The following is a 19,481-nucleotide window of genomic DNA, read 5'->3' as shown; positions in this document are numbered from 1 at the left end:
CGCCCGGCGAGGTCCAGGGCCGCCGATTCGCCTCTTGCCCAGAGCATGCCCTGGATTGTTGTGCAGCAGGTCTCGCCCGCCGCCCTTCTCGCTGGCCTGTGGCAGGTGCGTACTGGATGAAAAAAAACCGTTCGCGGGTGCCCCCGGGAACGGCTCTTGCGATGCGGTCGGTGCCGGCCCCGCGGGGCCAGCCAGCGGGACTCAGCCCAGTGCCGCCACCAGCTCGGGCACGACCGTGTTCAGGTCGCCCACCAGGCCGTAGTCGGCCACGGAGAAGATCGGCGCCTCCGGATCCTTGTTGATCGCTACGATCACCTTGGAGTCCTTCATGCCAGCCAGATGCTGGATCGCGCCAGAAATACCGACAGCGATGTACAGCTGCGGTGCCACGATCTTGCCGGTCTGGCCGACCTGGTAATCATTCGGCACGAAGCCGGCATCGACAGCGGCGCGCGAAGCGCCCAGCGCCGCGCCCAGCTTGTCGGCCAGCGGCGTCAGCACCTTGGTGTAGTTCTCGCCAGAGCCCACGCCACGGCCGCCGGAGACGACGATCTTGGCAGCAGTCAGTTCCGGACGGTCGCTCTTCGCCACTTCACGCGAAACGAACTGCGAGACGCCGGCATCGGCCACGGCCGGCAGGCTTTCGACGGCAGCCGATCCGCCTTCGGCAGCGGCGGCGTCAAAGGCGGTACCACGCACGGTGATGACCTTGACCTTGTCGGCCGATTTCACGGTGGCGATGGCATTGCCGGCGTAGATCGGACGCTCGAAGGTGTCCGGGGCATCGACCTTGGAGATCTCCGAGATCTGGGCCACGTCCAGCTTGGCGGCCACGCGCGGCAGGATGTTCTTGCCGTACGGGGTGGCGGGCGCCAGGATGTGGCTGTAGTCGTTGGCGATGGCCAGCGCCTGCTCGGCCACGTTCTCGGCCAGGCCGTCGCCGAAGTACGGCGCATCGGCCAGCAGCACCTTGGTGACGCCGGCGATCTTGGCGGCGGCGGCAGCGGCGGCCGCTGCATTGGAGCCGGCCACCAGCACGTGGACGTCGCCACCGCACTGGGCGGCTGCGGTCACCGTGTTCAGCGTGGCGGCCTTGATGGTTTGGTTGTCGTGTTCAGCAATGACGAGTGCAGTCATGTTCTCTCTCCCCGCGCTCAGATGACCTTGGCTTCGTTCTTCAGCTTTTGCACCAGCGTGGCGACGTCCGGCACCATCACGCCCGCGCTGCGCTTGGCCGGCTCGACGACCTTCAGCGTGGTCAGGCGCGGCTTGACGTCGACACCGAGGTCTTCCGGCTTGACGGTGTCCAGCGGCTTCTTCTTGGCCTTCATGATGTTCGGCAGCGTGACGTAGCGCGGCTCGTTCAAGCGCAGGTCGGTGGTCACCACCGCCGGCAGCGACAGCGACAGCGTTTCCAGGCCGCCGTCGACTTCACGGGTCACCGAAGCCTTGCCGTCGGCCACGACCACCTTGGAGGCGAAAGTCGCCTGCGGCAGGCCGGCCAGCGCGGCCACCATCTGGCCGGTCTGGTTGGAATCGTCGTCGATGGCCTGCTTGCCCAGGATCACCAGTTGCGGCTGCTCCTTGTCGATCAGGGCCTTCAGCAGCTTGGCCACGGCCAGCGGCTGCAGGTCTTCGCTCGACTCCACCAGAATGCCGCGGTCGGCACCGATGGCCATCGCGGTGCGCAGCGTTTCCTGGCACTGGGCCACGCCGCAGGACACGGCGATCACCTCGGTGGCCACGCCGGCTTCCTTCAGACGCACCGCTTCTTCCACGGCGATTTCGTCAAAGGGGTTCATGCTCATCTTGACGTTGGCCAGATCCACGCCCGTGCCGTCCGACTTCACCCGGACCTTGACGTTGTAGTCCACCACGCGCTTGACTGCGACGAGTACTTTCATGCGCTCACTCCACTGATCACTGATAGTCAGAAATTTGCATCGCTCGCCATTATAACCACCGGTCTGGCGGCGCCTTAGTTTTTCGAACGATCGTACTATTTTATCGGTAAAGAATTGCCGGGCATAGCCCGGCAAGCTCGAAAACCCAGGTCAATTGTGCCGCAGGATGCCCTGCGGCGGCGAATTCGCCTCTGTTTTTCGACTTACCACGCGGTAATCACCGAGTCCTTGTAGGTCGCCTGGATGTATTGCTTCACCTCGGCCGAGTGATAGGCCTTGAGCAGCTTGGCCACCCAAGGCTTGTTCTTGTCGGCTTCGCGCACGGCGATCAGGTTGGCGTACGGCCCCTTCGGTCCTTCCATGGCGATCGCGTCCTTGGTCGGCGACAGGCCTGCCGATTCCGCGTAGTTGCCGTTGATGGCGGCGGCGTCGAGATCGTCCAGCGAGCGCGGCAGCTGGGCGGCGTCCAGTTCCACGATCTTCAGCTTCTTCGGGTTCTCGGTGATGTCCAGCGGCGTCGCCTTCAGGCCGGCATCCGCACGCAGCTTGAGCAGGCCCTTGCTCTGCAGCAGCAGCAGGCCGCGGCCGCCGTTGGTGGGATCGTTGGGCACGCCCAGGCGCGCGCCGGCCTTGAGCTGGTCGAGCGACTTGACCTTCTTCGAGTAGATGCCCATCGGGAAGGTCACGGTGAAGCCCGCGTTGGCGAACTTGTAGCCGCGGTCCTTCATCTGCGCTTCCAGGTAGGGCAGGTGCTGGTAGCTGTTGGCGTCGAGGTCGCCGGCGGCCAGTGCGGCGTTCGGCTGGATGTAGTCGCTGAACTCGACCACCTGGATGTTAAGGCCGTCGCGCGCGGCGACCTTCTTCACCTGCTCCATGATCTGGGCGTGCGGGCCGCCGGTGACCCCGATCTTGATCGGCTTGTCCTGCGCCGCGGCCTGGCCGGCCGCGGCCACGCCGAACACGAGGGCGGCAGCGCCCAGGATGGTTTGCAGCACGTTACGACGTTGCATCTTGTGACTTCCCTGTCTGTGATGGCTGGAGATGACTGGCGGCGGCGCGATTCGCTCCGGCCCCGCCTACTTGTGGCTGATGCGGCGGACCAGCCAGTCGCCGAAGCTCTGCACGGCCTGCACGAACACGATCAGGATCACCACCACCGCCACCATCACCTCGGTGATGTAGCGCTGGTAGCCATAGCGGATGCCCAGGTCGCCCAGGCCGCCGCCGCCGATCGCGCCGGCCATGGCCGAGTAGCCGACCAGGCTGACGAAGGTGATGGTCAGGCCGGCGACGATGCCTGGCATGGCCTCGGGCAGCAATACCTTCCAGACGATCTGCCAGGTCGTCGCACCCATCGACTGGGCTGCCTCGACCAGCCCCTTGTCGACCTCGCGCAGCGCCGACTCCACCAGCCGCGCGATGAACGGGATGGCCGCGATGGTCAGCGGCACGACCGCCGCGGCGGTACCGATCGACGAGCCGACGATGAAGCGCGTGAACGGAATCACCACCACCAGCAGGATGATGAAGGGAATCGAGCGCACCGCGTTGGCGACCACGCCGATGGTGCGGTTGAACAGCGGATTCGACAGCACGCCGCCACGGTCGGTCAGGTGCAGCAGCACGCCCAGCGGCACGCCGAACAGCGCACCGACCACGCCCGAGATGCTGACCATCAGCAGCGTCTCGTTGAACGAGGTCAGAAACAGGTCAAACATCTCAGACCACATGCTCGAGCTCCTCTACCACCACGCCCTGCTCCTGCAGGTATGCCATCGCCGCCTTCACGTCGGCCAGTTCGCCGGTGGCCATGATGGCCAGCGAACCGAAGGCCTGCCCCTGGATCTCGTCGATGTGGCCGTGCAGGATGTTGAAATCGAGCCCGTGGCGGCGGATCGCCTGGGCCAGCACCGGCTGGTCCACGCCTTCGCCGGTGAAAGCCAGGCGGTAGACGTGGTCGCGGCCGTTGCCGAGCCGGCTCTCCACGCGCTTGAGCACGCTGGCCGGCAGTTCCTGCGCGATCACGTCGCCGATCATGGCACGCGTGACTTCGTGCTGCGGGCGCAGGAAGACATCGATCACGCGCCCCTGCTCCACCACGCGACCGGCGTCGAGCACCGCGACGCGGTCGCATACCTGCTTGATGACCTCCATCTGGTGCGTGATCATCACGATGGTCAGGCCGAGTTCGCTATTGATCTTGCGCAGCAGCTCCAGGATGGCGCGCGTGGTCTCCGGGTCGAGCGCCGAGGTGGCCTCGTCCGACAGCAATACCTTGGGCTTGCTGGCCAGCGCCCGCGCGATGCCCACGCGCTGCTTCTGGCCGCCGCTGATCTGCGCCGGGTAGCGGTCCTTCAGCTTGTCGAGACCCACCAGCTCCAGCAGCGGCATCACGGCGGCGGCGATCTGCTGCTTGTTCTGGCCGGCCAGTTCCAGCGGCAGGGCCACGTTGTCGTAGACCGTGCGCGAAGACAGCAGGTTGAAATGCTGGAAGATCATGCCGATCTCGCGGCGCGCCTGCCGCAGCGCGCCCTTGTCGAGCGCGGTCAGGTCCTGGCCCGCCACGATGACGCGGCCGCTGGTCGGACGGTTGAGCAGGTTGATGGCGCGCACCAGGGTGCTCTTGCCGGCGCCGCTGCGGCCGATGATGCCAAAGACCTCGCCTGCCGCGATGGACAGGCTGACGTCCCGCAATGCATGCACTTCGCCCGACGCACCGGGAAAGCGCTGCGAGAGACCTTGCAGTTCGATCATGAGAGAAGACGAAAAGAAAACGGCAACAGGCGAGAAGGTCTCCAGCGCTGTTGCCGCACATTATTTTTCTGCGAGGCGCCTATTCTATGCGAACCGCCTCATACCAGAAACGAATTTTTTCCGATTCTCTTATACCAATAGCGCATAAAGCGATGGGAAATCCGCCAGGAATAGCACCTTGAAGTTATGTATAAGTTACATCATGCCCGCCAAGCGGGCGCACGCTTGTCGAGGAAGGCCTGCACGCCCTCCAGTGCCGACTCATCCATCATATTGCAGGCCATGGTCTGGCCGGCCAGCTGGTAGGCGGCCTCGATACCCATTTCGAGCTGGCGGTAGAACAGGCCCTTGCCTGCCGCGACCGCCGCCGCCGGCTTCGCGCAGATGCTGGCGGCCAGCCGCGCCACCTCCGCATCGAGCGCCTGCAGCGCCACCGCGGTGTTGATCAGGCCGCGCTCGCGAGCCGCCTGGGCGCTGATCATGTCACCGGTCAGCAGCATCTCCATGGCCTGCTTGCGGCCCAGGTTGCGCGACAGCGCCACACCCGGCGTCGAGCAGAACAGCCCCAGGTTGACGCCGGAGACGGCGAAGCGCGCATCGTCGGCCGCGACCGCGAGATCGCACATGGCCACCAGCTGGCAGCCGGCCGCGGTGGCGATGCCGTGCACGCGGGCAATGACCGGCTGCGGCATCTTCTGGATCGCCATCATCACGCGCGTGCAGCGTTCGAACAGGCGGCGATAGTAATCGTGCGAAGGCTGCGCGCGCATCTCGCGCAGGTCGTGCCCGGCGCAGAAAGCGCGCCCCGCGCCGGCCAGCACCACCACGCGCACGGCCGGGTCGGAAGCGATACGCGCCAACGCGGCCGACAGCGCGTCGAGCAGCCCTTCGGACAGCGCGTTGAAGGCGTCCGGGCGGTTGAGCGTGAGGCGCAGCACGCCAGGCGCGTCGAGTGATTCCTGCAGCAAGGGCGCGGCCGCCCTGTTATCCGATTCAGCCATGATCCAGTCTCCAGTGCCGGCGGCGCGGGCGCGCCGTCAGCCCTCCATCAGCACTTTCAGGTGCGCGGCCACGCTGCGCGCCAGCGCACTCAGGTTGTAGCCCCCCTCGAGGCAGCTGACGATGCGTCCCTGCGCGTGGCGACGCGCCACTTCGAGCAGGCGCTCGGTGATCCAGGCGTAGTCCTGCTCGACCAGGCCCATCTGCCCCATATCATCCTCGCGATGGGCATCGAAGCCGGCCGAGATGAACAGCATCTGCGGCTTGAACTCCTCCAGCCGGGGCAGCCAGATCGTCTCGGCCACCTCGCGCACCGCCATGCCGTTCGAGTAGGCCGGCAACGGGATGTTCGACATGTTCGGCGCGATCGTTTCCGCGCCGCTGTAGGGATAGAACGGGTGCTGGAAGAAGCTGCACATCAGCACGCGCCGCTCGCCGCGGAAGGCCGCCTCGGTACCGTTGCCGTGGTGCACGTCGAAGTCGACGATGGCGACCCGCTCCAGCCCGTGCGCCTCCAGCGCGTGCCGCGCAGCGATCGCCACATTGTTGTAGAAGCAGAAGCCCATGGCGCGGTCGGGCTCGGCATGGTGGCCCGGCGGCCGCACGCAGCAGAAGGCGTTCTCCAGCTCGCCGGCGATCACCGCATCGGTCGCCGCCACCGCGGCGCCGGCCGCGTGCGCGGCCGCCTCCAGCGTGCGGGGGTTCATCAGCGTATCGGGATCGATCGGGTGGTAGCCGCTGGCCGGGCTCGCCGCGGCCAGCGCGGCGAGATAGTCGGGACGATGGACGCGCTCGAGATGCGCGGCGGTGGCCGGCGGCGCTTCGCGCCGGTCCAGCAGGCCGTCGAGACCGTGCGAGATCAGGTGGTCTTCGATCGCCTGCAGCCGCTCCGGGCATTCGGGATGGAAATGCCCCATCTCGTGCAACAGGAAGGACGGATGGGTGTAGTAGCCGGTCGGCATGCTCTGCTCTTGTCAGGCCCGTGGCGGGGTAAATTTGTCTCCAATCGCTACGTTAGCACAGGAGGCCGGTCCCGCCCAATGCGCGCGGCGTGGACGCCGCATCCGCTATACTCAAGCGCACTTGCAAAGGACAACATGACCGATTCACAGCGTTCCCTGCGCCGCCCGCTGCTGGGCGCCGCGATCGCCGCCGCGGGCCTGGGCCTGTGCGGCCTCTCCCCCCTGTCGATGGCCGCCGGCAAGCGCCGTGTCGCCCTGCGCGAAGAGGAGATCGAACCCGGACGCTACCGCGACAACGCGCAGACGCAGGCCTTCATCGACGACATGGCGACCCGCCACGGCTTCGCGCGCGAACAGCTCGCCGACTGGTTCGGCCAGACCGTGTATTCGGCGACCGTGGCACGCCTGATCCTGCCGCCGGCCACGCCAGGACGCAAGAGCTGGCGCGCCTACCGCTCGCGCTTCATCGAACCGATCCGCATCAACGCCGGCGTGCGCTTCTGGCAGCAGAACCGCGCCACGCTGCGCCGCGCCGAGGCCGAGTTCGGCGTGCCCGCCTCGGTGATCGTCGGCATCATCGGGGTGGAGACCATCTACGGCCGCGACATGGGCACCTTCCGCGTGATGGACTCGCTCTCCACGCTGGCCTTCGACTACCCCGCCACGCCCAACCGGGACGCGCGCAGCGCGATGTTCCGCAACCAGCTGTCCGACTACCTGCTGTGGTGCCGCGACACCGGCACCGACGTCTTCTCCGTGCTGGGCTCCTATGCCGGCGCCGTCGGCATCCCGCAGTTCATGCCGACCAGCCTGCGCGAGTACGCCATCGACTACGACGGTGACGGCCACGTCGACCTGCGCAACAGCCCCACGGATGCCATCGGCAGCGTCGGCCGCTTTCTCCAGCTGCACGGCTGGGAAGCGGGCCGCCCGGTGGTGTGGCGCATCGCCGGCGACGACGGCAGCCGGGGCGTGGCCGCCGCCGCGGCCGACGGCGAACCCTGGCCCACGCGCACGCTGAACCAGTTGCTCAAGGCCGGGCTGCGTGTGGACGAACCCATCGACCTGGCGAGCGAAGGCGAAACCGGCGTGCTGATCGCCGACCTGCCCACGCCGGACCAGCCGACCGAATACCGCGTCGGGCTGCGCAATTTCTACGTGCTGACGCGCTACAACCGCAGCTTCTTCTATGCGCTCGCGGTGTACGAGCTGGGAGAGGCCGTCAAGGCGGCGATGGGCTGAGACGGCAGGAAACGGGAAAATGCCCCGGCGGTGCGCCGACGCCGCCGGTCCCACGGCGCGGCTTGACACGGTTGCTCTCCCGCAACCCGGAGGGGGCTGCAGAACGAGCGGCGCAAGACCAGCCTCAGGCGGGGAACACGCCTGTCGACAGGTAGCGGTCGCCGCGGTCGCACACCACGAAGACGATGGTGGCATTCTCGACTTCCTCGGCAACGCGCAGGGCAACGCACAGCGCGCCAGCCGCCGAGATGCCGCAGAAGATGCCCTCCTCGCTCGCCATGCGGCGCGCCATGTGCTCGGCATCCGCCTGGCTGACGGGCTCGGTGCGGTCGATGAACTTCGGATCGTAGATCTTGGGCAGGTAGGCTTCCGGCCATTTACGTATGCCCGGAATGCGCGACCCCTCGGCCGGCTGCGCTCCGACGATCTGGATGGCGGGATTCTGCTCTTTCAGGTACCGCGACACGCCGGTGATGGTGCCGGTGGTCCCCATGGCGGAGACGAAATGCGTGACGCGCCCTTCCGTATCGCGCCAGATCTCGGGACCCGTGGTCTCGTAGTGCGCCAATGGGTTGTCCGGATTGGCGAACTGGTCGAGGATCACCCCCTTGCCCTCGCGCTGCATCGACTCCGCCAGGTCGCGCGCATACTCCATGCCGCCCTTGACGGGCGTGAGCAGGATCTCGGCGCCGTAGGCCGCCATGCTCTGGCGGCGCTCGAGGCTCAGGTCCTCGGGCATGATCAGCACCATCTTGTAGCCGCGGATCGCCGCCGCCATGGCCAGCGCGATACCGGTATTGCCCGAGGTGGCTTCGATCAGGGTGTCGCCCGGCTTGATGCGGCCGCGCGCCTCGGCGCGGGCGATCATCGACACGGCGGGCCGGTCCTTGACCGAGCCGGCCGGGTTGTTGCCCTCGAGCTTGCCGAGAATCACATTGCCGCGTTCGGCGTTGCCCGCCCCGGGGATGCGCTGCAGTTGCACCAGCGGGGTGTTGCCGATGGTGTCTTCGATCGTCTTGTAGGCCATGGTGCTGGATCATCAATGTCGGCGGACATTGTAATGCAGCGGCCTGTCCCTTGCCGGCGACGCCCCGGCAAGGGACGGTCGGCGCTCAGCCCTGCTCGCGGCCCTTGCCGAGCAGGTGGTAGAGCAGGATCGCGCCGAAGGTGGCGGTGCCGATGCCGCCCAGGGTCATGCCGCCCAGCTTCAACGTCAGGTCGCCGGCGGCCACGGTCAGCGTGGCGCCCACCGTGATCAGGTTGCGGGAACTGGAGAAGTCCACATGGTTCTGCACCCAGATACGGCCGGCGGTGGCCGAGATCAGGCCGAACACGACGATGGTCAGGCCACCGATCACCGGTCCGGGAATGGTCAGGATCAGTGCGCCGAACTTGGGCGAGAAGCCCAGCACGAGAGCCACCGCGGCCGCCACCACGAAGATCAGCGTGGAGTAGATGCGCGTCACCGCCATCACGCCCATGTTCTCCGCATAGGTGGTCACGCCGGTGCCGCCGCCGCTGGCCGAGATCATGGTGGCGATGCCATCGCCGATGAAGGCGCGGCCGATATAGGGATCCAGGTTGCGGCCGGTCATCACGCCGATGGCCTTGATGTGGCCGAGGTTCTCGGCCACCAGCACGATGGCCACCGGGGCGATCAGCAACATCGCATTGGCGTCGAACACCGGCGCGGTGAACACCGGCAGGCCGAACCAGGCCGCGCTCGCCACGCCGGAGAAGTCGATCGGCTTGCCCAGCCCCATCACATTGGTGGCAAGCCAGTACAGCAGGTAGCCTGCCAAGCCGCCCAGCAGTACCGGCAGGCGGCCCAGCATACCGGGCATGCGCACTGCCACCAGGCCGACCGCGAACACGGTCAGCAGGCCGACCCAGGTGTCGAGCGAACCGCCGCTGACGGCCTTGACCGCCACCGGCGCCAGGTTCAGGCCGATGGCCGCGACGATGGCGCCGGTCACCACCGGCGGCATCAGGCGCTCCACCCACTGATAGCCGATCGCCTGCACCACCAGGCCGATCACCGTGTACAAGGCACCGGCGGCGATGATGCCGCCGAGCGCCAGCGGAATATTGGCGTTGGGGCCGCTGCCGCCATAGCCGGTGGCAGCGATCACCACGGCGATGAAGGCAAAGCTCGAACCCAGGTAGCTGGGCACGCGGCCGCGCACGCACAGGAAGAAGATCAGGGTGCCGATACCGGAGAACAGGATGGCGATATTCGGCGGGAAGCCCATCAGGATGGGCGCGATCGCGGTCGAGCCGAACATGGCCACCACGTGCTGGATCCCCGCCAGCAGCGTCTGCCCCGCTGGCAGGCGCTCGTCCGGGGCGATCACGCCCTCGGTCTTCAGCTTCCATTTCGGCAAGAAGCCCGTGCCGCCGATCTCTTCGTTCTGCATCTGTTTTTTCTCCCGATCTGCTTCTCTTGTCAGTGCTGTCAGTGCTACCGGTGCTGCCGGTGCCGCTCTTATGAATGCATCGTTGCGAGTACGCCTTCCACCTGGCGGCTGGCGCCCGGACCGCTCTTCACTGTCTCTATCGGCGGTGGCCAGCTCCGCCGCCTCTACCCGCTCCGCCATGGCGAAGCCCCGGCGGCGTCCGCATGATACTCCGCGCCAGCGGTCCGGCGGAACGCCCGAGCTTGCGTCGGAGCACGAGTCATGCCAGTTGCCCGGAACGACCGGACGCGGCCAGCGCCCGGCGGCGCCAAAGCAAAAGCCCCGGACATGCCGGGGCTTGCATGAGACGGCGCCGCGAAACGGTGCCGCCAGGGCGCGGCCGCGCTCAGCGTGCGGGCTTGGCCACCGCCTTGGCACCGGCCTTCGGGTCCGGCCTGGCGTCCTTCTTCGCCGCCGGAGCCGGGCGCGAGCCGAAACTCAGGCCCTGCTCCTGCAGCCGCACCACCGACTTCGGTCCCACGCCCTTGACGCGCTGGGCGAAGTCGTCGGCATCCTTGTAGGGCCCGTTCCGACTGCGTTCCTCGATGATGGTGCCCGCCGTGGCCGGCCCGATACCCTTGATGGTGCGCAGCGCCGCTTCGTCGGCGTTGTTGACGTCGACCGCGTGGGCGGCGCTGCCCAGGGAAAAGGCCAGTGCGCCCAACACGGCCAGCAAGGCTCGTTTGCTCATGGATGACTCTCCTATCCGGTTGCTCAGGACCTCGCCGCAAGAGGCGGGTCCAGCGCAGGATAAGAGGCAGCGGGCGGCTGTGCGTCGATCGGCCACACAAGTTGACACCATCCGCACCGGGATGTGTCCGTCGCGGGGGCGGGCCCCGGAACGACCCGGCCGGATCAGCCGCGCTGCAGCAGCCAGCGGCAATAGCGCGCCACGCCTTCCTGCACCGTCAGGAAGGGCTGGTCATAGCCGGCTGCGCGCAGGCGCGACATGTCCGACTGGGTGAAGCACTGGTACTTGCCGCGCAGCGCGTCAGGGAACTTGATGTACTCGAGCAGCCCTTCCTGCGTCATTTCCGCCAGGCTCAGCGCCGGCTTGCCCTCGGCCTCACGCAGCGTGTTGACCACCGTGGTGGCGATATCGTTGAAGGGCTGGGCGCGGCCGGTGCCGAGGTTGAAGATGCCGGACTTGTCCGGATGCTCGAGGAAGAACAGGTTGACCTTGACCACATCCTCGACCGAAATGAAATCGCGGCTGTGGCCGCCGGGGGCATAGCCGCCGTATTCGCCGAACAGCTTGACGATGCCTTCGCTGCGGAACTGGTTGAAGTTGTGGAAGGCCACCGAGGCCATGCGGCCCTTGTGGTCCTCGCGAGGACCATAGACATTGAAATAGCGGAAACCGACGATCTGCGACAGCGCACCCGGCAGCGTGCGGCGCACCACCTGGTCGAACAGGAACTTCGAATAGCCGTAAACGTTCAGCGGCTTCTCGTAGGCCCGCTCCTCGCGGAAGGTCTGCGAGGCACCATAGGTGGCGGCCGACGAGGCATAGAGGAACTGTGCGCCGAGGTCCAGGCAATGCCGCAGCAGCGTCTGGGTGTAGCGGAAATTGTTCTCCATCATGTAGCGCCCGTCGGTCTCCATGGTGTCGGAGCAGGCGCCCTCGTGGAAGATCGCGCGGATCTTGCCGAACTCGCCGCGCGCCAGGCGGGCGAGAAAGTCTTCCTTGTCGAGGTAGTCGCGGATCTCGCAGTCGACGAGGTTGTGGAACTTGTCCGCCCGCGTCAGGTTATCCACGGCGATGATGTTGTCCTCGCCCCGCTCGTTCAGGCCCTTGACGAGGTTGCTGCCGACAAAGCCGGCAGCGCCGGTCACGATGATGGTCATGGTCGTTCCAACGAATCCAACTAGTCCAACTAGTCCAACTAGTCCAACAGGTCCGACGGGTGCTGTGCGGGCACGTTGCGCCCTCAGCCCGCCGCGCCGAACAGTTCGGCGTAGCTGACCACGGCCGTGCCCAGCTTGCCCACCACGATGCCGCCGGCCCGGTTAGCCAGTTGCACCGCTTCCTTGAGAGGCACGCCGGCGCCGAGCATGGCCGCCAGCGTGGCGATCACCGTATCGCCGGCACCGGATACGTCATAGACTTCACGCGCCTGCGCCGACACGTGCAGCACCTCGGTCTCGGTATAGAGCGTCATGCCCTCCTCCGAGCGCGTCAGCAGCAGCGCCTCGAGCTGCAGGTCGCGGCGCAGGTTCTGCGCGCGCACGGTCAGGTCGGCCTCGGTCTTCCACGCGCCCACCACATGGCGCATCTCGGCGCGGTTGGGCGTGATCAGCGTGGCGCCGCGGTAGCGTGAGTAGTCGTCGCCCTTCGGGTCGACCAGCACCGCGCGGCCGGCGGCCCGACCGGCCTCCACCATGCGGCCGACGTGCGCCAGGCCGCCCTTGCCGTAATCGGACAGCACCAGTACCTCGTGCTCGGCCAGCAGCGACTGGAAGCGGTCCTGCACCGAGCGCAGCACTTCGTGCGTCGGCGGCTTCTCGAAGTCCACGCGCAGCAGTTGCTGCTGCTGCGCCACCACGCGCAGCTTGATAGTGGTATTGACGTTCGCATCGCGGTGCAGGTACGGCTTGACCTCGCTGGCCTCCAGCAAGGTCTCCAGCATGCGGCCCGGCTCGTCGTCGCCGATCACGCCCAGCATGCCCACGCGCGCGCCCAGCGCAGCAGCGTTGCGCGCCACGTTGGCGGCGCCGCCCAGGCGCTCGTCGCTGCGCTTGATCTGCACCACCGGCACCGGCGCCTCCGGTGAAATGCGCTCGACATCGCCGAACCAGTAGCGGTCGAGCATCATGTCGCCGACCACCAGAATGCGGGCCTGGCGGATCTGCTCCTGCGGAATCACGGTCTTGTTCATCGGCTTCCCTTGGCAACGCCGCCCGGCCCGTCAGCGGGGCGGCTGGCTTGCATACCCGTTTGCCTCGTGGGCTATTGCTCTGCGGCCGCGGCCGTCGAGGGCCGTCCGATCGCGTGGTATTCGATGCCCGCCTCCTGCATGGCCTCCGGCTCGTACAGGTTACGGCCATCGAAGATCACCGGCGCCTTCAGGCGCGCGCGGATCTGCGCGAAGTCAGGACTGCGGAACACCTTCCATTCGGTCATGATGATCAGCGCGTCAGCCCCTTCCAGCGCCGGCATCTGCTGCTCGCAGAAGTGCACGCGCGCCATGCCGCCATCGATGTCGGCAAGGTCCATCGCCATCACGCGGCGGGCCTCCTCCATCGCCACCGGATCGTGCACACGCAACGCCGCACCACGCGAGACCAGCTCGCGCACCAGCACGCGCGAAGGGGCTTCGCGCATATCGTCGGTATTGGGCTTGAAGGCCAGCCCCCACAGGGCGAAGGTGCGCCCCGCCAGGTCTTCGCCGAAGCGGCGCACCACCTTCCGCCCCAGGATCGCCTTCTGCGCGTCGTTGACAGCCTCGACCGCCTCCAGCACGCGCAGCGGCTTGCCGTAGGCGGCAGCCGTGCGCATCAGCGCCTGCACGTCCTTGGGAAAACATGAGCCGCCGTAGCCGGCACCGGCATAGAGGAAGCTGTAGCCGATGCGGGGGTCCGAGCCGATACCCAGCCGCACCAGTTCGATATCCGCCCCCACTTCGTCGGCCAGGTTGGCCAGCTCGTTCATGAACGAGATCCGCGTGGCCAGCATGGAGTTGGCCGCGTACTTGGTGAACTCGGCCGAACGCACGTCCATGTAGAAGGTGCGCTCGTGGTTGCGGTTGAAGGGTGCGTACAACTGCCGCATGATGGCCTTGGCGTGGCGGCCGGCGACGTCGTCGTCGCAGCCCAGCACGATGCGGTCGGGGCGCATGAAATCCTCGACCGCCGCCCCTTCCTTGAGGAACTCCGGATTCGACACCACGGAGAACTGCAGGTCTTCCAGGTTGCGTGCGGCCAACTCCTGGCGGATCACCGCGGCGACGCGGTCGCCGGTGCCGACCGGCACGGTGGACTTGTCCACCACCACCTTGAAGCCGGTCATGTAGCGGCCGATATTGCGCGCGGCGGCCAGCACATACTGCAGGTCGGCGGAGCCATCCTCGTCGGGCGGCGTACCGACCGCGATGAACTGCACGTCGGCATGCTCGACGCTGGCGGCGATATCGGTCGAGAAGGTCAGCCGGCCGGCGGCACGGTTGCGCTCGATCAGTTCCTTCAGGCCAGGTTCGTAGATAGGCACGCCGCCCGCGTTGAGCAAGGCGATCTTCCGTTCGTCGACGTCCAGGCAGAAGACATCGTTGCCCAGCTCGGCCAGGCAGGCACCGGTCACGAGGCCGACGTAGCCGCTGCCGATGATGGTGACTTTCATTGTTCGTACTCCAGATTCGGGTGCGCGCGCAGGCAGCCGGACTCAGCCCAGCGCTTCGGTGCGGCGCGGCGCATAGGTTTCCCAGCGGGCACAGCCGGGGCACTGCCAATAGAAGAGCCGGGCGCGGAATCCGCACTCGCGGCAGGTGTAGCGCGCCAGGTTGCGCGTGCGGGCCTGCAGCAGCTTGCCGATGGCAGCGGCCTCCTGGCCCTGGTCGGCAACCGGCGTGGCGGTCGCGGTGGCGCCGGCCGCCTCCTGTGCCGGCGCTTCCTGCCGGCCCAGTTCGGCCTGCGCCTCGAAATAGCGTGTCAGCGCCAGCAGCGAAGGCTGGCGGCGCAACTGGTCGCGCATCAGCGTCACCGCGGCGGCCGCCCCGTTTGCCTCCAGTTCGGCGCGATAGGCCGTGTCGAGCAGCTCTGGAGCCAGATTGCCCTTGAGCAGGCCATGCAGCCAGTCGAGCGCGCGTCCTTGCTGTCCCAGCTGGTGGTAGGCTTTGACCACGCGGTCGGCCACCAGCGGCACGAAGGCGGCATCCTGCCGCTCGATGCCGAGCCAGTGCTCCAGCGCCGCCGCAGGATCGCCGGCGGCGGAGGACACGTCGCCCAGCAGCATCGGCGCGCGCACGTTCTTCGGGTTCTCCTTGAGTGCCTGATGCAGCCACTGCACCGCCTGCTCGGGCTGCTTGCGCTGCAGCGCCTCCTGGCCCAGCTCGCAGCAGAACTGCGCGATCTGCACGCTGTAGTCCTTCTGCTCGAGCCCCTGCAACTCACGCGCGGCGTCGATCGCCTTCTTCCATTCTTTCTCGACCTGGTACAGCTCGAGCAGTACCCGCTTGGACGATGCGGCATAGGGGCCGGACATCAGGCGCCGCAGCGACTCCTCGGCGCGATCCAGCAGCCCCGCCCGCAGGAAGTCCTGCCCCAGCTCGTACAAGGCGTGTTCGCGTTCGGACTCGGGCAGGTCGGGACGACTGGCGAGGTTCTGATGCACGCGGATGGCGCGCTCGGTCTCGCCGCGCCGGCGGAACAGCGCCCCCAGCGCGAAATGGAGTTCAGTGGTTTCCGGATCGAGCCGGGCCACTTCGATGAAGGCGTCGATGGCCTTGTCAGGCTGCTCGTTGAGCAGGAAATTGAGGCCTTTGAAGTAGGAGCGCGGCAGCGCCCCCTGCTCGCTCAGCAGCTGGCGCACGTCGAAACGCGCGGCCACCCAGCCCAGGCCGAAGACGAGCGGCAGTCCCAGCAGCCACCAGGTTTCAAACATCATGACTCAGACTTTCGGTCCCATTATGTTGTAGGGAACGCCCGTCCCGCGCTCACTGCTCTCTGCCGCCTGCTGCGCGCGTGCCGCATCCAGCGAACGGCGCAAACGGCTGGCCTCCATGCGCTGGCGCATCAGCGCCGGCGCGACCGCGATCAGCGCGGCGACGATGCCGAGCGCGAAGGCGGCAAGCAGGATCAGGATCAACGGCGCGTGCCAGACTGCGCCGAAAAACAACTGTAGCGCCGCCTCGCCGGTATTTCGCAGTGCCAGCACGAACAGCAGCACGAACAGCACGATGCGGATGGTCCAGGCAACAAGTTTCATGCGAGCAAGGATGGACTAGAAAAGCGCGTTCAGGAGCCGGCGCCACGGCACTTGCGGCGAATTCCCGGCATTGTAACGGAATCGTTCGGCGCCGAAGGTAAGCCCTTGCCTGCAATCTGTGACGAAACATGACAGGCACGCCACACGGCGGCAAGAGATGCCGGCGGCCCCAACGAAAAAAGCGCTCCGGTCAGGAGCGCTTTTGCAGACAGCCGCGGAGCGGACCCGCTCAGGAGCGGACCAGGTTCAGCCCGCCGTCCAACAGCGCGCTGCCACCCGCCTGGGCCGATTGCCCGGCCTGGCCATGGGCGGCATGCGCACCGCCGCCACCGCTGCCGCCGTTGACCGGCGACCGCAGCAGCGAACGGTCCACCCGCTCGCGCAATTCCTTGCCCGCCTTGAAGTGCGGCACCCGTTTCTCGGGCACCAGCACGCGTTCGCCGGACTTGGGATTGCGGCCAACGCGCGGCGGACGCCGGTTCAGACCGAAGCTGCCGAAGCCGCGGATCTCGATGCGATGGCCGTCGGCCAGCGCATCGGACATCGCGTCGAGGATCGTTTTCACCGAAATGTCCGCATCGCGCAGCAGCAGCTGCGGGAAACGGCCAGCCAGTTTTTCGACGAGCTCGGACTTGGTCATGGGCATCCGCTACGCGTGGAACCAGCGCTTACTGGTTGTCCTGGCCCAGCTTGGCCTTCAGCAGCGCGCCCAGGTTGGTCGTGCCGGCAGTGCTGGTATCGGCCTGGAACTTCTGCATCGCTTCCTGCTGCTCTGCGTTGTCCTTGGCCTTGATCGACAGGTTGATGTTGCGCGACTTGCGGTCGACGTTCACCACCAGGGCGGTGATCTGTTCGCCTTCCTTCAGCACGTTGCGAGCATCTTCCACGCGGTCAGCCGCGATTTCCGAAGCGCGCAGGTAGCCTTCCACGTCGTCAGCCAGCTGCACCACGGCGCCCTTGGCATCCACCGCCTTGATGGTGCCGGTCACGATGGAGCCCTTGTCGTTGGCCGAGATGAAGTTGTTGAACGGATCGCCCGACAGCTGCTTGATACCCAGCGAGATGCGTTCCTTGTCGACGTCGATACCCAGCACCACGGCTTCCACTTCGTCGCCCTTCTTGTACTTGCGCACGGCTTCTTCGCCGGCTTCGTTCCAGGACAGGTCGGACAGGTGGACCAGGCCGTCGATGCCACCGGGCAGGCCGATGAACACGCCGAAGTCGGTGATCGACTTGATCTGGCCCGACAGCTTGTCGCCCTTCTTGTGGTTGCGGCTGAAATCGTCCCACGGATTGGCCTTGCACTGCTTCATGCCCAGGCTGATACGACGCTTGTCTTCGTCGATATCCAGCACCATGACTTCGACTTCGTCGCCCAGCTGGACAACCTTGGACGGGGCCACGTTCTTGTTGGTCCAGTCCATTTCCGACACGTGCACCAGGCCTTCGATGCCGGCTTCGATCTCGACGAACGCGCCGTAGTCGGTCAGGTTGGTCACCTTGCCGAACAGGCGGGTGCCTTGCGGGTAGCGGCGCGAGATGCCGACCCACGGATCTTCGCCCAGTTGCTTCACGCCCAGCGAGACGCGGTTCTTTTCCTGGTCGAACTTGAGGATCTTGGCGGTGATTTCCTGGCCAACCGACAGCACTTCGCTCGGGTGGCGGACGCGGCGCCATGCCAGGTCGGTGATGTGCAGCAGGCCGTCGATGCCGCCCAGGTCAACGAACGCACCGTAGTCGGTGATGTTCTTGACGATACCGTTGACGATGGCGCCTTCCTTCAGGGTTTCCATCAGCTTCTGGCGCTCTTCGCCCAGGGTCGCTTCCACCACGGCGCGGCGCGACAGCACCACGTTGTTGCGCTTGCGATCCAGCTTGATGACCTTGAATTCCAGGGTCTTGCCTTCGTACGGCGTGGTGTCCTTGATCGGACGCACGTCGACCAGCGAGCCGGGCAGGAAGGCGCGGATGCCGTTGACCATGACGGTCAGGCCGCCCTTGACCTTGCCGGTCACGGTACCCGAGATGATCTCGCCGTCTTCCAGGGCCTTCTCGAGGTTCAGCCACGAGGCCAGGCGCTTGGCCTTGTCGCGCGAAAGGATGGTGTCGCCATAGCCGTTCTCGAGCGCGTCGATGGCCACGGAGACGTAGTCGCCGGCCTGCACTTCGAGTTCGCCCTGGTCGTTCAGGAACTCCTCCACCGGCACGAAAGCCTCGGACTTGAGGCCGGCGTTGACGACCACGAAGTTGTGGTCGATGCGCACGACTTCAGCGGAGATCACTTCGCCAGCCTTCATATTGGAGCGGGCGATCGATTCCTCGAACAGTGCGGCAAAGGATTCGTTAGTTTGCAGGTCGGACATAAACGTAGGTTAACAATCCGCAGTACGCTGGCCGGCGCGAGGATCGCGCACAGTCTGCCAATGCAGCGGGGTCAGGTTGAACAAAAGCCGGCGCCGGCCGTCATCGACCGGGCAAGCCGCCTCGGCGCCTGATGGCACGCCGGCCGCGTGAAGCATCACGCGCGCGTTTCGGCATGCCACGCGAGCACCTGCGCAACCGCCTGCTCCACCGTCATGTCGGAGGTATCGAGCAGCCGCGCATCTTCGGCGGGACGCAGCGGCGCGGCGGCACGGGTACGATCCCGCGCGTCGCGCGCCTCGAGGTCACGCAAAAGGTCTTCGATATTAGCAGAAATCCCCTTATCAATCAATTGTTTATAGCGTCTCCGGGCGCGTGCCTCGGCGCTTGCCGTCAAGAACACTTTCAGCCCGGCGTCGGGAAAGATCACGGTGCCCATGTCGCGCCCGTCCGCCACCAGCCCCGGCAGCTTGCGGAAGTCGCGCTGCAGCCTGGTCAGGGCGTCGCGTACCGGCTGATGCACCGCGAGCGCCGAGGCGCGGTTGCCGATCGCCTCGGCGCGTATCGCCAGGCTCACTTCCTCGCCAGCCAGCCAGACCCGGTCCGGGCCGAACTTGACATCGAGGCTGGCCGCCAGTTTTGCAAGCGCCTCGACATCCTGGACGTCGATGTCCACGCGCACGCTGGCCAGCGCCACCAGCCGGTACAAGGCACCGCTGTCGAGCAGGTGGAAGGCCAGCGCATCGGCGACCTTGTGCGCGACAGTACCCTTGCCGGAAGCCGTGGGTCCATCGATGGTGATGACATCAACGATAGTCATTTTTGATTACAACAACAAAAATAATTGCCTTGAAAAGCAAATAGGAATCATTATCATTTGGTC

19 protein-coding genes are annotated in these 19,481 nt (G+C 66.4%); 1 reads left to right on the top strand and 18 read right to left on the bottom strand.

Going from position 1 to position 19,481, the window contains the following annotated elements:
- Positions 1-201: 201 nt before the first annotated feature.
- From BKK81_RS07165 to BKK81_RS07135, 7 genes are all read right to left on the bottom strand, one after another.
- Positions 202-1,137 carry an electron transfer flavoprotein subunit alpha/FixB family protein gene (locus BKK81_RS07165; RefSeq protein ID WP_071011670.1) on the bottom strand — a complete coding sequence of 312 codons (936 nt, stop codon included), beginning with the start codon at positions 1,135-1,137 and terminating at the stop codon, positions 202-204.
- A 17-nt stretch (positions 1,138-1,154) separates the two neighbouring features.
- On the bottom strand, positions 1,155-1,904 hold the full coding sequence (locus BKK81_RS07160) for an electron transfer flavoprotein subunit beta/FixA family protein (protein WP_071011668.1): 750 nt from the start codon (positions 1,902-1,904) through the stop codon (positions 1,155-1,157).
- Between the two features lie 203 nt (positions 1,905-2,107).
- Positions 2,108-2,914, bottom strand: coding sequence for a MetQ/NlpA family ABC transporter substrate-binding protein (locus BKK81_RS07155; protein ID WP_071011666.1), 807 nt, complete (start codon positions 2,912-2,914; stop codon positions 2,108-2,110).
- Between the two features lie 66 nt (positions 2,915-2,980).
- Positions 2,981-3,634 (bottom strand): methionine ABC transporter permease, encoded by a 654-nt coding sequence (locus BKK81_RS07150; protein WP_071011665.1) that lies wholly within the window; start codon positions 3,632-3,634, stop codon positions 2,981-2,983.
- Positions 3,624-4,658 carry a methionine ABC transporter ATP-binding protein gene (locus BKK81_RS07145; protein ID WP_071011663.1) on the bottom strand — a complete coding sequence of 345 codons (1,035 nt, stop codon included), beginning with the start codon at positions 4,656-4,658 and terminating at the stop codon, positions 3,624-3,626. The genes BKK81_RS07150 and BKK81_RS07145 overlap by 11 nt, the downstream gene beginning before the upstream one ends.
- 200 nt (positions 4,659-4,858) lie before the next feature.
- Complete coding sequence (locus tag BKK81_RS07140) at positions 4,859-5,659, bottom strand: enoyl-CoA hydratase (RefSeq protein WP_071011661.1); 801 nt, start codon at positions 5,657-5,659, stop codon at positions 4,859-4,861.
- Between the two features lie 36 nt (positions 5,660-5,695).
- Positions 5,696-6,619, bottom strand: a complete 924-nt coding sequence (locus BKK81_RS07135) for a histone deacetylase family protein (RefSeq protein WP_071011660.1) — start codon at positions 6,617-6,619, stop codon at positions 5,696-5,698.
- A gap of 135 nt (positions 6,620-6,754) precedes the next feature.
- Between BKK81_RS07135 and mltB the strand changes: the two genes are divergently transcribed.
- Positions 6,755-7,861 carry a lytic murein transglycosylase B gene (gene mltB / locus BKK81_RS07130; RefSeq protein ID WP_071011658.1) on the top strand — a complete coding sequence of 369 codons (1,107 nt, stop codon included), beginning with the start codon at positions 6,755-6,757 and terminating at the stop codon, positions 7,859-7,861.
- Positions 7,862-7,985: 124 nt separating this feature from the next.
- Here the strand turns inward: mltB and cysM are convergent, their stop codons facing one another.
- The 11 genes from cysM to cmk all read right to left on the bottom strand — a co-directional run bounded on the left by cysM (position 7,986) and on the right by cmk (position 19,418).
- On the bottom strand, positions 7,986-8,888 hold the full coding sequence (cysM, locus tag BKK81_RS07125; protein ID WP_071011657.1) for a cysteine synthase CysM: 903 nt from the start codon (positions 8,886-8,888) through the stop codon (positions 7,986-7,988).
- An 85-nt stretch (positions 8,889-8,973) separates the two neighbouring features.
- On the bottom strand, positions 8,974-10,278 hold the full coding sequence (locus BKK81_RS07120; RefSeq protein WP_071011655.1) for a solute carrier family 23 protein: 1,305 nt from the start codon (positions 10,276-10,278) through the stop codon (positions 8,974-8,976).
- A gap of 385 nt (positions 10,279-10,663) precedes the next feature.
- On the bottom strand, positions 10,664-11,008 hold the full coding sequence (locus tag BKK81_RS07115) for a ComEA family DNA-binding protein (protein WP_071011654.1): 345 nt from the start codon (positions 11,006-11,008) through the stop codon (positions 10,664-10,666).
- A gap of 164 nt (positions 11,009-11,172) precedes the next feature.
- Positions 11,173-12,165 carry an ADP-glyceromanno-heptose 6-epimerase gene (gene rfaD / locus BKK81_RS07110; protein ID WP_071011652.1) on the bottom strand — a complete coding sequence of 331 codons (993 nt, stop codon included), beginning with the start codon at positions 12,163-12,165 and terminating at the stop codon, positions 11,173-11,175.
- Between the two features lie 83 nt (positions 12,166-12,248).
- The gene (gene rfaE1, locus BKK81_RS07105; protein WP_071011651.1) at positions 12,249-13,196 is read right to left on the bottom strand and encodes a D-glycero-beta-D-manno-heptose-7-phosphate kinase; all 948 of its coding nucleotides are present in this window, start codon (positions 13,194-13,196) and stop codon (positions 12,249-12,251) included.
- Between the two features lie 71 nt (positions 13,197-13,267).
- Entirely contained in the window at positions 13,268-14,653 is a 1,386-nt protein-coding gene (locus BKK81_RS07100) for a UDP-glucose dehydrogenase family protein (protein WP_071011649.1), read from the bottom strand.
- Positions 14,654-14,695: 42 nt separating this feature from the next.
- On the bottom strand, positions 14,696-15,916 hold the full coding sequence (gene lapB, locus BKK81_RS07095) for a lipopolysaccharide assembly protein LapB (RefSeq protein ID WP_071011647.1): 1,221 nt from the start codon (positions 15,914-15,916) through the stop codon (positions 14,696-14,698).
- A gap of 3 nt (positions 15,917-15,919) precedes the next feature.
- Positions 15,920-16,237 (bottom strand): LapA family protein, encoded by a 318-nt coding sequence (locus BKK81_RS07090; RefSeq protein WP_071011646.1) that lies wholly within the window; start codon positions 16,235-16,237, stop codon positions 15,920-15,922.
- Positions 16,238-16,466: 229 nt separating this feature from the next.
- Complete coding sequence (locus BKK81_RS07085; protein ID WP_071016182.1) at positions 16,467-16,877, bottom strand: integration host factor subunit beta; 411 nt, start codon at positions 16,875-16,877, stop codon at positions 16,467-16,469.
- A 28-nt stretch (positions 16,878-16,905) separates the two neighbouring features.
- Positions 16,906-18,600 (bottom strand): 30S ribosomal protein S1, encoded by a 1,695-nt coding sequence (rpsA, locus tag BKK81_RS07080; RefSeq protein ID WP_071011644.1) that lies wholly within the window; start codon positions 18,598-18,600, stop codon positions 16,906-16,908.
- Between the two features lie 155 nt (positions 18,601-18,755).
- A complete protein-coding gene (gene cmk / locus BKK81_RS07075; protein WP_071011642.1) occupies positions 18,756-19,418 on the bottom strand; it encodes a (d)CMP kinase in 663 nt (220 codons plus the stop codon).
- Positions 19,419-19,481: the final 63 nt, after the last annotated feature.

Source organism: Cupriavidus sp. USMAHM13, from assembly GCF_001854285.1.
Lineage (GTDB): Bacteria > Pseudomonadota > Gammaproteobacteria > Burkholderiales > Burkholderiaceae > Cupriavidus > Cupriavidus malaysiensis.
The sequence above is the reverse complement of the archived record's forward strand: the minus strand, read 5'-3'. Positions and strand labels throughout refer to the sequence as shown.

Coding starts and splice junctions, on each gene's coding strand:
- BKK81_RS07165 (WP_071011670.1), bottom strand. CDS start 1,137: ATGACTGCACTCGTCATTGCTGAACACGACAACCAAACCATCAAGGCC.
- BKK81_RS07160 (WP_071011668.1), bottom strand. CDS start 1,904: ATGAAAGTACTCGTCGCAGTCAAGCGCGTGGTGGACTACAACGTCAAG.
- BKK81_RS07155 (WP_071011666.1), bottom strand. CDS start 2,914: ATGCAACGTCGTAACGTGCTGCAAACCATCCTGGGCGCTGCCGCCCTC.
- BKK81_RS07150 (WP_071011665.1), bottom strand. CDS start 3,634: ATGTGGTCTGAGATGTTTGACCTGTTTCTGACCTCGTTCAACGAGACG.
- BKK81_RS07145 (WP_071011663.1), bottom strand. CDS start 4,658: ATGATCGAACTGCAAGGTCTCTCGCAGCGCTTTCCCGGTGCGTCGGGC.
- BKK81_RS07140 (WP_071011661.1), bottom strand. CDS start 5,659: ATGGCTGAATCGGATAACAGGGCGGCCGCGCCCTTGCTGCAGGAATCA.
- BKK81_RS07135 (WP_071011660.1), bottom strand. CDS start 6,619: ATGCCGACCGGCTACTACACCCATCCGTCCTTCCTGTTGCACGAGATG.
- mltB (WP_071011658.1), top strand. CDS start 6,755: ATGACCGATTCACAGCGTTCCCTGCGCCGCCCGCTGCTGGGCGCCGCG.
- cysM (WP_071011657.1), bottom strand. CDS start 8,888: ATGGCCTACAAGACGATCGAAGACACCATCGGCAACACCCCGCTGGTG.
- BKK81_RS07120 (WP_071011655.1), bottom strand. CDS start 10,278: ATGCAGAACGAAGAGATCGGCGGCACGGGCTTCTTGCCGAAATGGAAG.
- BKK81_RS07115 (WP_071011654.1), bottom strand. CDS start 11,008: ATGAGCAAACGAGCCTTGCTGGCCGTGTTGGGCGCACTGGCCTTTTCC.
- rfaD (WP_071011652.1), bottom strand. CDS start 12,165: ATGACCATCATCGTGACCGGCGCTGCCGGCTTTGTCGGCAGCAACCTC.
- rfaE1 (WP_071011651.1), bottom strand. CDS start 13,196: ATGAACAAGACCGTGATTCCGCAGGAGCAGATCCGCCAGGCCCGCATT.
- BKK81_RS07100 (WP_071011649.1), bottom strand. CDS start 14,653: ATGAAAGTCACCATCATCGGCAGCGGCTACGTCGGCCTCGTGACCGGT.
- lapB (WP_071011647.1), bottom strand. CDS start 15,916: ATGATGTTTGAAACCTGGTGGCTGCTGGGACTGCCGCTCGTCTTCGGC.
- BKK81_RS07090 (WP_071011646.1), bottom strand. CDS start 16,237: ATGAAACTTGTTGCCTGGACCATCCGCATCGTGCTGTTCGTGCTGCTG.
- BKK81_RS07085 (WP_071016182.1), bottom strand. CDS start 16,877: ATGACCAAGTCCGAGCTCGTCGAAAAACTGGCTGGCCGTTTCCCGCAG.
- rpsA (WP_071011644.1), bottom strand. CDS start 18,600: ATGTCCGACCTGCAAACTAACGAATCCTTTGCCGCACTGTTCGAGGAA.
- cmk (WP_071011642.1), bottom strand. CDS start 19,418: ATGACTATCGTTGATGTCATCACCATCGATGGACCCACGGCTTCCGGC.